We start from the raw sequence: 14,492 nt of genomic DNA, 5'->3' as shown, positions 1-14,492 counted from the left end.
TCAGGCGGACCGTGTGGGAATCAGGATCGTCAACTGTGCTTAGACCTGTCCATCGACCAGTCGTGAGAAGATCATGCGGCCAGCGTTGTTCTGCAGCACACTGGTGACAATGGTGTCGACTTCGTTCCCCATTTCCCGGGTTCCGTTTTCAACGACAACCATCGTTCCATCATCGAGGTAGCCAATTCCCTGACTTTGTCCTTCACCCTCTTTGATGATTCGAATCCGGACTTGTTCTCCAGGGATGAATCGAGGCTTGAGTGAGTTGGCGACTTCGTTCAGGTTGACCACATCAACCCCTTGGACACTCGCCAGCTTATTGAGATTGACGTCGTTGGTGACCAATCGGCCGTTCAGCTCGCGGGAAATTTCGACAAGTCGCTGATCAACGGTTTTGTCGCTGTTCGCGTCCGTTTCCTGCACTTTGATGTCGACCTTCGGGTCCTGTTGAAGGCGTTTCAGCACGTCCAATCCGCGACGCCCACGACCTCGGCGAAGTTTATCGTGGCTGTCGGCGATGTCCTGCACTTCCTGCAGGATGAATTGTGGAACAACAAATTCGGAGTCAACGATGTTCGTCGCGACGAGATCTGCGATTCGGCCATCGATGAGAGCGCTGGAATCCAGAATCAGCGGGCGTCCCCCTTTGAGTTCACGGGAGAACTCAACGTAGGGAATGACGAGTCGGAACTGGTCCTTGGTCTGCAACAAAAAGGTGATACACAAGTACGGCATGATCAACACCGTCATCAAGGTAAACACCATCAGGTAACGCCAGCCATCGTCTCCAAAGAGTTCACGCGTGGAGAAAAACGGGCTTACCGCCAGTCGGCACATATAAGCCAGCATCACTCCCACGAGCAATCCGAAGTAGATTGAGGAAACGATATCGACTCTTTTGACGGGGACCAAAACGTCGACCAAAAGGACCGAGAGTGCTGTCAGTGTGAGCAGGAAAAAGGCAACTGCATTGTTGTCGCGAATCGGCTGAGGGAGGGCATCGGTTTCGGTGAAACAGAACGTTGCCAATGCTCCAACGCAAATGAGGATGTACGTTGCACGGAGAATTGTAAGCAGCATGAGCGATTTTGCCTGAGCTGAAGGAGGGACTTTGATCGTATTCCGTGGGGGCTATTGACTTTCGGCATTTCCCACGCGGGAATCGATTTCATTGACAATCAGGGTCGACAGGACGTCGGGCTGTCACCCTGTTTCGTACCAATAACAAACCAGCCAACCGGGCGAACGGTTCGAGGAAATTACCCGAAATTGATGACTTCAAAAATGATCATATTGCCGTTTCAACGTGTTTGCCACTAAGTTGATGTGCATCAGGTTGATTTCAATATATTCTCTCGGCAATCAAGCAGATTGTATTTGGAGTACGGTTTTCTCTGATATTGAACAGAGAGATCTGGGCGTTGCAGAGACCAAATGAAAAAAGAGGCTTGCTCAAGTTGAGCAAGCCTCTTTCGATTGAATCAACAGCCACGTCCCAACAGCGATTAGAAATCGGCGCCGCTAACTGGGAGCTGACCGTGGACGTTACCATTTGATGAAATCAGACGAGCATACACAGAGTCGTTCACCTGATTGCTCAGTGTGCGTCCGCTTCCGTCGCACATGACAACGTTCACCACCTGTGGGTGGTAGGATGATGGACGTGGTGTACTCCCTGTGCTCGCACCCGACAAATTTGAGTTCACTCTTGAACGCTCTGGGTGGTCGAGCGTTGCAGTGGCAGCGCCCAAACCAATGTAATCTGCAGCGGAAGTGACACTGAAAACCCCGCCGCTTTCTGTTCCTGGAACAGAGATACCGAAACCAATCCCAGCAGCGGTTGTGTTGTGCCATTGGCCGGCATTGACGTTCTCGGAGAACATGATCGTCTGGGTTAAGCCGTCTTTGACACGATCCAGCGCCGGACGGATATTCTTGTCGCTAAAGTTCAGCCCAGGAGCGTTCGCAGGAAAGAAGACGCCAGAATCAGCTACCAATTGTTCATCTCTATTTGCTGCGCCTGGAAAACCGTACGCGTTTAACTGGTGAGCAGCGTTTCCGTTTGTCCAAGCGTCATTACGGATGTAACCAGTGTTGGCCACAAAGCCGAGGTTAGCCTGGTTGTTCGCGGATAGACTGCTTGGGCAGTTCAAGTTCGGATAGCTCTTAGCGAGCATTTCGTTGTATGCGGTTGACCCTGCTACGGGGACTGCTGATGCACGTGCGAGATCGGTCAGAATGTCGAATGCTCCAGTTTCTTCCATGAATGGAAAGAGCTGGATGACCCAGTTTGCCGGAGGGTAGGTTCCGCCAGAGGCAACTGTTGGATCCATCAAGCTGATATCACCGTACAGCGATGGGAGGCGGCCGTTCTTCGTGGTCGCGAAGGACTGAGCTGCGATGCCCAACTGCTTCATGTTGTTCAAGCACGTAATGCGGCGGCCGGATTCACGGGCGTTCTGGACAGCTGGAAGAACCAGTGATGCCAGCACGGCGATGATCGAAATCACCACCAGAAGTTCAATCAGGGTGAAGCCGCCACGCTGGGGCTTACGAGTCGAGGATGCGAGGCGAACTTTCATGGCTTTCTCCGCTCTGCTATGGAAATTGACTGTTGATTGGCAATCGAATTCGACAGGAATCTGTCTTTCAAAACACAGTCCAGCCAATTCTCACGGCTGAACCACCGCTTCACATTCAAAAGAAACAACTCGAATGAACTGAAGTGTCTACTCACTCTCTGCTTCCATCAATTGCCAACAGGCATGATTTCAGCAGCCAAACTGAAAAATCTCGTGAATGCGGCAATCCCCGTTCAGTTGATTCTTCTCTTAAACCAATCCTAACCGTTCGTTTCAACGCGATTCAAGGGGTGTTGCATTTTAATGCATATGAGTCCCTGATCTGTCTCACTTCTTCGCAATGAGGTTTGCAACATCTGCTTTTCAAAGCGTTTGCAGCGACTCTCATTTATTAAACGGGAAAGGTTGCAAATCCTAAACCACAAATTTCTTCCCGGTAAAAAATTTCTTTTACGGGAGAAGCTGGCGGTGAATGATGAAGGCTTCGTAGTTGAAGGTTCCTGTCACCGGATCGTAGGCCTCTTCCAGCTTCGACATGTCGACGACCAGGAACATGCGGAAACTTGGAATCAAATCTGGGGCCGCCTTCGAACCGATCTGTGTGAAGTTGGTGTTGTTCACTGTCAGCGTGTGTGCCTCGAAGTAGTCCAGTCCCATCCAAACCGCGAAGACGTGGCTGCGGGTTGTTGTGTTGTTGGAAATCTTGGACAGAATTCGCTGACGCGTGTAGTAATCGATCTCGAAATCACCTTCTGCGTCCGAGGCAGCCGCTGCTTCGTACAGATTGTGTCCAGGGTTTCCGGGACGTGATCGCAACAGAGTGCTCTCAATACTCAGACTTGTCGAAGCTGTTCCACCAGCCCCAGTGTTGAACATGTAGCTCAAAGGCTGGAAGGGGCGCGACTGATAACCGCCCGGGATGGTCAAATTGGGAATGGTCGCTGGCATGAATGGATCTCGTCCATCGCGAGCCACTTTATGTTCAAGGAACCAGTTGCGGTTTGTTTCGAAACGATCACGGGTGGGGTATTCGATATTTCCCAAAGGATTCAGGACGAACGGATCGTCAATCAATCCGGCCAGCACCGTTTCGTTGCGCAATGTGTTGAGATTCACTTTTCCGGGAGTTCGACGTTCGAGCGTGCCATTTTTCTCCATTGCCAAATCGTTCTGGGAATCGACATCCACCAGCCCGAGGAGGCGATACCAGCGATTTGGGTAATGGGGAACTGGGTCGGCATCACTTGGGCCCCAGTCCGGAATCGCTGGAATCCCAGTGTCCGCGTCCTGAGGATACAGGAATCGCATTGCTGCGACCCGGTGGCCTGACATCATCAGTTCATCAGTTCCAGTTGGCGGTGTTCCTGGTTCGGCAACGTTGCGAGACGCCCCGCCATTGACGGCAGCTGCGTATGGTGCATCTGTAGTTGCCACCCCACGATTGCCGTAAAGCGGAATCGACAGGAGGTCCATGACGGAAGTGAATGGACGGTCGAAATGTGGCTGCCACAGAGTAAATGAGTTCGCCAACGGCATCTGGCTGTTTCGCCGAACCCCGTCACCGACAGTGGCTCTCTGGAAGAACGGCATCGTGTGGTGCCCGATGGCATCATCGTTGTCTGCGACTCCGGTGTTGGCCCCGGTGTATACGCGGAACAATAAGTTATCCGGAGCGACCCCAGAATCGTAAGGGCTGATTCGTTCGGAGCTCTTCAGATCACTCACGCCATCGAGATTCACTGGATTAAAATCACGCACTTCGACACGGACCCGGTCGACTTCCACCCAAGGGTTGTAGCTTGCGTCGACTTGCCCGCCTGCTCCCGGACGGAGTGATCGTTCCAGTACAAATGTCACATGAGTTTCACTTCCGATGTTTGAACGATTGACAAGAGACGTGGTCGTGTTCAGAGAAGTCCCATCGTTGACGAATGTACTGTGCTTGTGAAACACCAGATCCAGATCGAGATTGGTTTCTGCTGCATCCGGAGTGGTGGTGTCATCGCGTGGAAGCGCTTCGATGATGTTCGGGACGACCAGTTCATAGACCCCGTCTTGTGAGTCATCCAGGTCGAGGCGGAATTCGCTGGGACGTGCTCTCGTGCCGTCACTAGTGAATACGTTGTAACCATCCTGACATCCAATCAGGTACTCACCGCCGGGGCCGATTACCCCTTTGTCGGAGCGAGTATCGCGAATTCGGGCGACAGCAACTTGATCGGTTCCTCCATCTTGAATTCGACGGATACGCCAGTTCCCCTGTCCGAGATCGACCGACCAGGGAGCGGCATTTCGCAATTCGAGGAATGTGTTGAAGTGCTTGTCGGTAATTGTCGAGTCATCGATTTCGGTCGTAGTCTGGTTTGTCCCTGCCGCTGTGGTTGCGATGACGAGTGCCTCGTTGAAGGCGAGTTCCTGATGTTCGATTCCATACACCACCTTCAGGCTTGCTGGATCGGTGTTCCAGCCATCGGAAAGGTCTTCATCGTATTCAAACCGGGTAATGACATTGTCTGCGTCCATGGAGTCGACCACGTTCACAGCAAATTGCGCCATTTCACGTGTTCGTTCAGGATTGCTGGCGTAGGGATTCGAATTGAGGGGGTCAGCGTTCTCATCACCAGAACCGTGCAACCAAAGCAGGGTATAAATATCGCGAGCAAGTCGCTGGCGGTCGTAGCGAGCCCACCATTCCTGCACATAGGTGTTGCCAGCGTTACTGACGTTGGCAAACGAAAGTGCCGAATTTTCGCCAATCACCTCATCAGCGAAATCCCCTGCATCTCCGTGATACATCGGAACTTCCATCACGCTGTCTTCACCCGTCAGCGTGAGCGGATGTGGGGTGAGCGGACGATAACGAGGATTTCCATTTCTGATGGCCCCTTTTGTGCCGTCATTCGCTGCGCCATGGAGGGCATCGTTCGAAAGAATGGCGTTGAGATTCAGGCGTTGTCGAGGACTTCGTCGGTTTTGCCCAATCTCGCTCTGATCTGCCAGCGGTGTTCTGAAGAGAATGCGAACTTCTTCACGGAATGGCTGAACCTGAGTTCCAGTGACAGTGAAAGTCGGTGGGAACTTCACAAGCCCGCCGTCGTTGGGGTCAGCGCTGATTTCCTCGCGCATGACGGACAACGGGTACGCGAAGTCCAAGCGATCCCATGAATCGGTCGTGAACTGTCGGCGAATCTTTTCCGCTTCCTTCGCAAACTGGAAGTTCACAGATGCCAACTTGCCCAGTCGCGAGGAGACCCCCGCCTTGTAATGGTCCGAATTCCCCAATTGCAGAAACGCGTTATCGGCAGCTGTGTATGGAGAGTCATTCAGGCCGAAACTCAGGTTGCCGGAATCGACGATGGTTTCGTCATCTTCATCGACCAGCGAGTTTGCAAGAGAAGCACCCGGGCTTGTGATCATCAGGTCCAGAAGGTAGTCCGGATTTGAACCCATTGGATAGCGAAAGTCGACGTAGCGTGGCCACGCAGCGGGGTTATTTGCTGTCGCGGGGTTTGTTCCGAGTGTTCGCTTGGCTCCAATGCCGGGAGCTTCTTTGAGATAGCCATCACCGGTGAGGTCGGTGTATTCCTGCATGCCCAACCCAACGGGAGACATCGGATGAACAGCACCGGGAATCGCCAGACCCGGAATTGGAAAGTTGGTTGCGTCGACGGTTGGGAGTCCAAAGCCATTCTGGCCGCTCGCGTTTCCGTTGTCGGTGTCGTCGTCGGTGCTCGGAAGACCCGGACGTGGAAGGATCGAATTGTTCAATGCCTGTCGATCGCCATACCGTCCGACTGTCGCTTCTTCTCCGCTGCTGGGGAGATAACCAGCGAGGAGAAGTCGCCACTCCATGTTTGCCAATCGAATTCGATTCGCTGCGTTCTGTGTCGCGTCTGGACGGTTTGCGGCACCGTACGCGTCGCCAATGACTGTCGTCGCCCGATCGTAGGTTGCCTGATCTTCTGTTTCGTATCCTTTGAGTCCTTCCATCAGTGCCCACAACGGATTGACTTCACTGCGAGACATCCCGTTATTGGATACGGAAATCGGTTCCCCATCGATGACGTCGCGATTCAATCGGGCGACCGCCTGATCATTCCCGTGGACGTTCAGGTTAAGCAGGGCGTCGAGGTCGATGACTTTGAAGCTGGCAAGTGGTTTGAACTCGCGCCCACCGGGAAGCTCCTGCATCGGGAGGTCCAGGTCGATGTAAATCGCATCCTTGGTGCCATCCAGATCGAGGTCGACATCCAGCAGCGAGTAAGGTGTTCCGGGGGCGGTGTTCGTGAAGATTCCCATCTGCGAGTTCGCGGTAATCTGAGCTGCATCGAATGATGGATCATCCGGAAACGGAAACGCTCCGAGAGTTCGACCGCGATCTCCCGACTGGGCCTGCACCGGGCCAGCACTCAGGTAACGGGGCTGTGAAGCGTAGCCGTGGGACCGGTGTGGACGCAGCACCTGAGCCTGAAAGGCTGGGTCAGTATATAAGTTGTTGAACAGACCGGGCCCGCTGCTAGCACGCAGTTGAGGAAACAATTGCGGACGGAAGAAGGACGGGATTAGCACACGACGTTTTGCAGTGTCTGAAGACGTCGGATCGTGGGCATCCTCTTCGTATGCCAGAAACGGACTGTTGATGTCCGGATAGGTGTAGCCAGCATCTGGTTGAAATTGAGGGGTAATCCCAGCTGGGACCAACCGGCTGAAGTTGATTTCAAACCGGTCGTAATTAAATTCACCTGTCAGTACGATGGGATAGATTGTCGAATTTGGGTAAACCCACCGGAAATCTTGTGGGACGCCATTCGCGTCGAACATTGGAAGGCCGTCAGCGTCGACGGTGTATCTCGTCAAAATTCCGGTGCCGTTTCCGACTGTCAGGTCGGTCGGTCGGAGCTCATCGTCTGCTCCACTGATCCGCCCGATGACGTGCGAGAGCATGGAGAGGCGACCGCCGTAAAAGGCGCTGAATGGATACGAGTTTTCTTTGGTTCCAACGAGGAGCTGTTCAGCTGCAATGTTAAACGTTGGAATCGGATTGACCTTCCGGGCCAGCCGAATGTCGGCGTTCGCGAAGTTCTGCGAATTCGCCACTTCCTGCGTGGTCCAGTTGTAGAAGAACAGACCCAGGAACAAGAGAGTCGTCAACAACGAGAGCACAACAATGATGACCGCTCCCCCCTGACGATTGGAAGACGTTGGGGGAATGCTGCTGCGAGAGTGCGAATGTCTTTGGATCGTTTTCATGATAGCCCTCGCTGGGCGCCCGCTGCGATGTGTTTAATGTGACTCCTCTGCTCCCTCTGGAACGGGATACGATTGGAGTCGCACGGGGAAGCGAAATGGTCTTGTGAATCGCTATTCAACAAACGAGTGAATCAGGGTCAACTGCTTCGACAATCCCTTTGCGGGATCTCGATAACGAATGGTGATCTGAATGGCCCGCAAGCCAATTCGGTTATCAATGACTTTCCAGGTCAGGTCCCCATCCTCGAATGATTCGTTGTAAGGCAGATCCCACTGTGAGGGTTCGCCATTTCCGGGCAATCCGCCATACGTCATGGTGTTTCGCTGCTCGACGACTTGATAGACCTTCGGGCTCATCGCATTCACACCAGTGACCGCCGGTCGACGATAGATCTGCCCGAGTATTGGAGCTTCGTTACACCAAGTTCCCCCTCCACTGGTATTGGGCGTGAGGACCGTCGCGTTATGACTCTTCAGTGGATAGACCGGAGGCAGTGTCACGCCACCGAATACATTCCGTTCATGCCACGTATCGAAGATCGTAAAGTTGTTGCGTAGCGGTGTGCCTGGGGTGTGCGGATCGCTGTGGAATCCGGGATTCCCCAGAAGCGATACGCCCGAGTTAAATGTGTCTCCGCGGGAAAGGTCGACAAATCCGTTCGTACCGGGGTCGAAGACCTTAACATCCATCCCCTCGACATTCGTCATCAGGATGTCTTCACCAACCCGCTGACCGTCCGCCAGGTTTGCAACTTCGTAATCAGCGGTCAAGTTCGGAAATGGCCCAAGAGCTTGTGAACTTGCTGGCCAGGTACACGTGGGTGACGACGTTTCCTGATGTGTCAGTCGCCCGAAAAACTGTCGGTCGGCTGTGGTGTACTCGACTGGAAGTCCGATCAACGGTGATTCAACTGTCGCCGACGGAGGTGTCGCGAATGTTTCGAACCCATAGCGGAAGCGAGTGATTCCGAGTGATGTTTCATTGTCAAAGAGGTTGCTGAGCGAATTGACGTTATTCAGCCAGAAGTAGTTTGTTGGCACATCGTATGATCGCCGTGTGGTTGAGTAATCAAATACGTTGAAATAGCTCGAAGGAGGTCCGCTTCCCAGAATGAGTGGGGGCAAATTGTTCCGAGTCCCCGGCACAATGTAAGTGGCATTGGTTGGATCGGTCAGTTGCGGATCAATCGCGGGTGAGGCGTATTGTGGGTCTCTCAACAGCAACACTCTTCGATAGAGATTTCCGCCTCGAACGAAGTAGCAGATTTCTGCTGCTCGTGATTGACCGATGTTGTTGCCACGGACGCCGTCATCCGCATCGGGCTGACTTTGGAAGTAGAAGCCCATATTGCCCGGAGGATCTGAAAGGGAAAGTGCTTTCCCGAGAAAGAGCTTCGAACTGTCTGTCGCCTGGTCTCCCGCTGTGGCGGCGGTGCCGATCTGAGCAGTGAATTGCAGGACGTCGTCGGTATCGTCATCCGGGTCATTCTCAGAGATGTAGAAGTACCCACGTTGACGTTCTTGGTCGAAGGCCAAATCATCCGCATCGCCAGCGTTGATCGGGATGATTCCCTTGGCGTCGGTGTAGGTCGCGTTGCCCTGACGATAGGTGCGCGCGTTGAGATCGTTCAACATCAGCATGTTGAGCGTTCTTGCCTTCTGATCGTTATTTCCAATGCCACGCTGTTGAGTGATCGTCTGAACTGTTGAGCCATAGATCTGGGCAAACAGTGTCATGATCAACACGACGAGCGCCGTCGAAACAAGCATTTCAACAAGCGTAAAGCCAGACCGCGACCCACCACGCTGAACAATCAGCGCGAAGCGGCGACGCTGGGACATTCGATGAGATGTGTTGAGTCTGCTCATAGTGACATCTCGTAAACCCGCACGATTCCGGGCATGAAAATCAAGTTGCGAGGACGTTGAGGGCCGTTAAAAACTGGAGAGACAGTGATCGACGACAGTGAATTGGTGCCCCAGGTTTTCTTCACATCAACAATGCGATGGAACTTCACTGCGTCGACGTCAAAGACATATCCCCCTACAGGAGCATAGGGCTTCGACTTGATGTCGCTTTCAATCGAATCCATCACTGTACTGTCGAATTCCACCTGATCCAAAGTGCCAGGTATCAGCAGGGCAGGATAGATCTGCTCCGATTCGTCCCGGTAATCTCTGTTGAAGAAAATGGCGCACTGAACAGTGGTAAAGGTTGGCGTCGTTCGATCAACGGCAGCCAGCCATGTGTATCGTGGTTCGTATGTCTCAACTCGCACCGACCCAATCGGATCCGCCCCATTTAACCTGGAGTCGACAGTGATTTGTTTATTGGCGACATCCATACCGATCAGATTCGCTGTCGCACTTCGGCGCCCATCTGCGGAAATGGCGATGACTCGTGCCGGGATTGTCCAGTCGTATGGATCCGTCTTGAGCGGCAGGCCATCGATGCTGATTGTTGGATCAAAGGTGATTGTCGACGTTCGATTATTCGGGTCTGTGGGGCGAGTGAAGGTGAGCGGCACCGCAGTGAAGACTGTGGTCCAGGAATCCTGTGACAGGAAGTTCGTTTGGATTGCTGTCAGTTCATTTTCGATGCCGCAGTTGGTACGCAGAAGCAGACCGTTTGGACGCGGGAAATTGTTGTCTACCAGTTGAGAAGCATAATTGCCGAAAGCATGCCTTAGCGGATTGGTCAGCGGGATGGAGTTGATCGCTCCCATCGGATCGACGACGTACTTGTAGGGCGTAAACTGCATTCCCGGCGGAGTTCCATTCTGGAACGGCAAAGGAATTCTCTGCCATTCCACATTGGTTGCTTCTGTAATTGTGGGGACCGCGATTGTCACCGAAGGCCATTCCGGTTCCATGAAGGAACTCGTCCCCGCAGCGATGCAACGGTAGTACTCGTTCGATGGAGGAGAAGTTGACCCCTGTAAAATTCTCCCTGTGACGACTGAGCCATTGGTGTAGTTTTGGTTCGGCTGCCATTCTCTGGCACCCAGAACGAGTTCGGGACGGGCGCGGATCGCTGCTGCAATCTGATCCGCATAAAGCCGGGATGTCGTCAGCTGATTTGCTTTAATCGAAGAGACCAGCGTGAGTGGGAACAGCGTAAAGACGCTGACCACCCCGAGGCTCAAAATCATCAGCGACATCAGCACTTCAACCAAGGTTGCAGCGTGTCGGCGATGTGATGTTCGAGGAGCTTTCAAGTGCAGCTTCATCACTTGGACTCCTTGCCGAAGATGGCGTAGTAGTAGGGATTGTTGATTCCAGTGAGACCGGAGAGGGCTCCCACGAAATCGTTCGGTTCAGGGCTGGGATCTGTCAGGTTGTTTGAGATGTTTAGGTCTGCGTTGATCAGCATTCCTGTCTGAGTGACGACAGAGACGAGCTTTGCGCCGCTTTCCAAATCGAGGACAAATGTTGGATCATCGTTCGCTGTACGTGCGGCCGACTTCTGGAGATCGACTTGCGATGCGATGACGAAGTGAAGAATCCCCTCGACTGAAAGTGGACGAGCGAGTGTCCCTTGTGGCGTGAAGAGGATATCCATGTAGCCCCCGCGATTCGGTCCGAATCGGTCTCCGGCGACTTGCGGACGCCAGTTGGATGGAATCTTGCTGGCAACCAGATCGACACAGGTGTTGACTGGAAGGGTGATTGGTTCCGATCCGGTCAGGATCGATGGCTGCAACTTGACTCGAACTTGAAGCTGTTGGGAAGCCAAGGCGGACGGAAGACCAATTGATCCTGCGTCGAGTTCTTCCTCAGGTGCTGGACTGTAACGCCTCCCGAGTCCATTCTCCGGAGGACCTGCCTCAGCAGCAGTCGCTCCTGTGATCGCACCACTCAACGGCCACCAGACATCAGCACCGGCGAATGTTTGGGATGTTAATGGCAACGTGGGATTTTCATCGAATCGTTGGAACTTGAGCCAGTTGTTGCTATACGCAGGAATTTCAACTTCTGTTCCGGAAGTGATCAGCCCTTTGCTCACGTACTGGATCAGAATGTCGTTGGCTTCGCCGTATCCAGCGAGCATCCAGCGATCGATGCCCGGCAAGTTATTGAACTCAACACGGACAGTCATCGTTTCGACGCTGCCACCGTTGAGGTAGACGAAACTGGTGACTTCGCTGGTCGATCCGGAGGCGAGATTCAGGCGAAGCCCGCGCGTCTGGTTCGATTTCACCGCACGGGACTTGGCCCCTTCGAGAGCATTTTTGAATGTGGCAGACGCGTTGGAAACACGATCCTTGTCGGTTCCGCGGAATGCTGAAATGGAAATCGTGGCGAGGATGACGAAGATCCCCATCACAACCAGCAGTTCAATCAATGTGAAACCGCCGTGATGGCGAGCGGCCTTCTGCTCGCCTGAGGTGAGCAGATGAAGCCGACCAGCTTTAAGGTAAGTTCGCTTCATGTTCGCCGACTACTGTTGACGGTTCGTAATGTTATCGCTGGCTTCATCGCCGCTGAGGACATGACCCAGACGGTTTGGATTGTGCTCGAGTGTCGGCTCTCCGAGCCCCAACTTGGAATCCGGTCCGCTCGACACCAATAGGAACGCAAAATAGGTTTCTGGGTCGAAGTAAAAATCGGCCCCGAGGTGTTCTGCATTGACCATCGCATTGTTGATCCGAAGCCGGAACGGCGCAGAGAACAATCCGATATTCGATCCGAGGCTGATGCGACCAATCGGGTCGAGCGGGTCGATTGTCAGATCCGCTGGCAATCCCTGAAACATCGCTTCGCGGATTCCGGTGGTGTCCTTGATAAGGCGCGTCGGAGCGTTGTAGAACCGAAGTGGCTTGCCCCAGGCATCGACAAACTCCAAGCGGCCGTCACCATCTGTATCAGCGATATGTTTCGGATTGATTTCATCAATGTTCGCGACTTCGCGTCCAAACTTGCGTGAACTGGACAGGAAGATGTAAAGCAGCTCAGAACTTTCAGTCTCTTCGGCGTGTGTTCCTGAACCTGTCGCATTGTTCCAAGCGTCACGGATGTCGGTGACGTCTGCTCCGCCGCTGGTATAAGTCTCAGCAAAGCCGTACAGGTCGTGTGCGTTTTGCGGGAAGAAGTTCATGTAGTAGCGTCGGCGAAGAATGATCTCAGCCAGTTCATCATTGATCTGGGTGGGAACAGGGTTCGAATTCCCACCGGCGTTATACGCACTCCGGAACTTCTTCGCGTCGTTTTTTAGATCAAGTTCAAGAAACCCGTCCATACGCTCCTGAATCATGCGGTTCAGTTGGGCGATGGTCGTCTTAGTGGCAGCGACTTTCGCACCTTCCATCGCGGACATACCCGCTGTGATCCCGATGGTTGCGAGGACACCGATAATGGCCATCACAACCAACAGTTCGATCAGCGTGAAGCCGGATCGGCTGAAATGTTTCATGTGTGGAGTTGAATTACGCATGGGATTGGCTTACTGCAAACGTCCACGGGAGAAGTTGGTGATATTGTCGCGATCATCTGCCTGATCGGCTGTCAGGGTGGAATCCGAGTCGTATACGCCACCGACACCAAATTTGCTGTCTCGTCCCGGAGAAATCAGCTGGTATGTCTTGCCGTTGTAAGGGGTATTTCCCTTTGGATTCACGTAGGTACGGAGCATCGTGTCCTTGAAGATGAGGGAAGAACTCCCTGCAGCGTCCTCACCGAAATCCGGGTTCGGTGCATCGGCAGCTGTGCTGGACTTGTTGTATCCACGTCCGTCATAAGAAGAGGCGTAAGTGTATGGGACTGTCTGATTTGGCAATGTGTCCAGCAGTCCGGGCATTTTGTTTGCTGAATCGCTGAAGGTGACTAGGACAAGTCGCTTCGGGTCAAACTCCATGAACGGACCCACACGAGTCGTGCTGACTCGGTCAAAGGGTTTGTTTTGGTTTGCACTGAACCCTCTGGGGACCCAGGAATTTGGAGTACCGGCATTTGACGTGGACGCTGTGACCAGTGGACTTGCACCGTCGTAGGTATCGCAAACGCCGCCGAGGAAGAAGGCGAGGCACTCAGCCCCGTTGAGTCGCAGTATGTCTGTGGCGTCACCATCCCCGTTGACGTCTCCGGGAGGGTTCATTGCAGTGGGTTTGTACAATGGCCAGATCTGTCGGATGACAGCGAGACTGTCTCTGTCAGCCTTGTTGTTCGGATCCCATGCTCCATTTTCGTGAATCACGAAGGAACTGGGAGGCTCGACGCCGTATTTCAGCTTGAAGTTTGCGATCGCTGCTTCAAGATTCTTGATGTCGACGACGACGGAGGCCTCTTGAGCGGCGATACGGGCGCCATTGATCGATGGAATGATAATGGCAGCGAGAATCCCGATGATCAGAATGACAACGATCAACTCGATGAGAGTGAAAGCGGATCGCTTGTACACAGGCTGCGGCTGAGCCATTCGCATACGATTTTCCAATTTGTTGAGCGATGACTTCATGACGGGCCTCTGGATGAGGTTCTGATGTGATGGAACTCTGTGTTGCGGTTTGTTGCGAAATAGTACAGAACTGTGTTTTCTCGCTGACTCCGCGTTGATTCCTGAATCGGTTTTGAACTGAAACTCGCCCCGCGAAGTAATAAAGCAGTTTGAATGCCAGTCCGCAGCTTTGGTTTAGCATCAGAGTAAAACGGTGATGCTAAACC

At 53.2% G+C, this 14,492-nt stretch carries 8 protein-coding genes; all 8 read right to left on the bottom strand.

What is annotated here, in order from left to right; genetic code table 11:
- Positions 1-39 precede the first annotated feature (39 nt).
- On the bottom strand, positions 40-1,080 hold the full coding sequence (locus SH668x_RS17455) for a PIN/TRAM domain-containing protein (protein WP_437186342.1): 1,041 nt from the start codon (positions 1,078-1,080) through the stop codon (positions 40-42).
- Positions 1,081-1,505: 425 nt separating this feature from the next.
- Complete coding sequence (locus SH668x_RS17450; RefSeq protein ID WP_437186341.1) at positions 1,506-2,582, bottom strand: DUF1559 family PulG-like putative transporter; 1,077 nt, start codon at positions 2,580-2,582, stop codon at positions 1,506-1,508.
- 450 nt (positions 2,583-3,032) lie between these two features.
- On the bottom strand, positions 3,033-7,832 hold the full coding sequence (locus tag SH668x_RS17445) for a hypothetical protein (RefSeq protein WP_437186340.1): 4,800 nt from the start codon (positions 7,830-7,832) through the stop codon (positions 3,033-3,035).
- Positions 7,833-7,943: 111 nt separating this feature from the next.
- Positions 7,944-9,701, bottom strand: a complete 1,758-nt coding sequence (locus SH668x_RS17440; protein ID WP_437186339.1) for a PulJ/GspJ family protein — start codon at positions 9,699-9,701, stop codon at positions 7,944-7,946.
- A complete protein-coding gene (locus tag SH668x_RS17435; RefSeq protein ID WP_437186338.1) occupies positions 9,698-11,062 on the bottom strand; it encodes a type IV pilus modification PilV family protein in 1,365 nt (454 codons plus the stop codon). Before SH668x_RS17435 ends, SH668x_RS17440 begins: the two co-directional genes overlap by 4 nt.
- On the bottom strand, positions 11,062-12,264 hold the full coding sequence (locus tag SH668x_RS17430) for a pilus assembly FimT family protein (protein ID WP_437186337.1): 1,203 nt from the start codon (positions 12,262-12,264) through the stop codon (positions 11,062-11,064). Before SH668x_RS17430 ends, SH668x_RS17435 begins: the two co-directional genes overlap by 1 nt.
- A 9-nt stretch (positions 12,265-12,273) precedes the next feature.
- Positions 12,274-13,266, bottom strand: coding sequence for a type II secretion system protein (locus tag SH668x_RS17425; RefSeq protein ID WP_437186336.1), 993 nt, complete (start codon positions 13,264-13,266; stop codon positions 12,274-12,276).
- Between the two features lie 9 nt (positions 13,267-13,275).
- Positions 13,276-14,286 carry a prepilin-type N-terminal cleavage/methylation domain-containing protein gene (locus SH668x_RS17420; RefSeq protein ID WP_437186335.1) on the bottom strand — a complete coding sequence of 337 codons (1,011 nt, stop codon included), beginning with the start codon at positions 14,284-14,286 and terminating at the stop codon, positions 13,276-13,278.
- Positions 14,287-14,492: the final 206 nt, after the last annotated feature.

Origin of the sequence: Planctomicrobium mucosum (assembly GCF_051466335.1) — a bacterium.
Lineage (GTDB): Bacteria > Planctomycetota > Planctomycetia > Planctomycetales > Planctomycetaceae > Planctomicrobium.
This window is presented reverse-complemented; position numbering and strand designations above follow the sequence as displayed.

Coding starts and splice junctions, on each gene's coding strand:
- SH668x_RS17435 (WP_437186338.1), bottom strand. CDS start 11,062: ATGAAGCTGCACTTGAAAGCTCCTCGAACATCACATCGCCGACACGCT.
- SH668x_RS17450 (WP_437186341.1), bottom strand. CDS start 2,582: ATGAAAGTTCGCCTCGCATCCTCGACTCGTAAGCCCCAGCGTGGCGGC.
- SH668x_RS17430 (WP_437186337.1), bottom strand. CDS start 12,264: ATGAAGCGAACTTACCTTAAAGCTGGTCGGCTTCATCTGCTCACCTCA.
- SH668x_RS17455 (WP_437186342.1), bottom strand. CDS start 1,080: ATGCTGCTTACAATTCTCCGTGCAACGTACATCCTCATTTGCGTTGGA.
- SH668x_RS17445 (WP_437186340.1), bottom strand. CDS start 7,832: ATGAAAACGATCCAAAGACATTCGCACTCTCGCAGCAGCATTCCCCCA.
- SH668x_RS17440 (WP_437186339.1), bottom strand. CDS start 9,701: ATGAGCAGACTCAACACATCTCATCGAATGTCCCAGCGTCGCCGCTTC.
- SH668x_RS17420 (WP_437186335.1), bottom strand. CDS start 14,286: ATGAAGTCATCGCTCAACAAATTGGAAAATCGTATGCGAATGGCTCAG.
- SH668x_RS17425 (WP_437186336.1), bottom strand. CDS start 13,266: ATGCGTAATTCAACTCCACACATGAAACATTTCAGCCGATCCGGCTTC.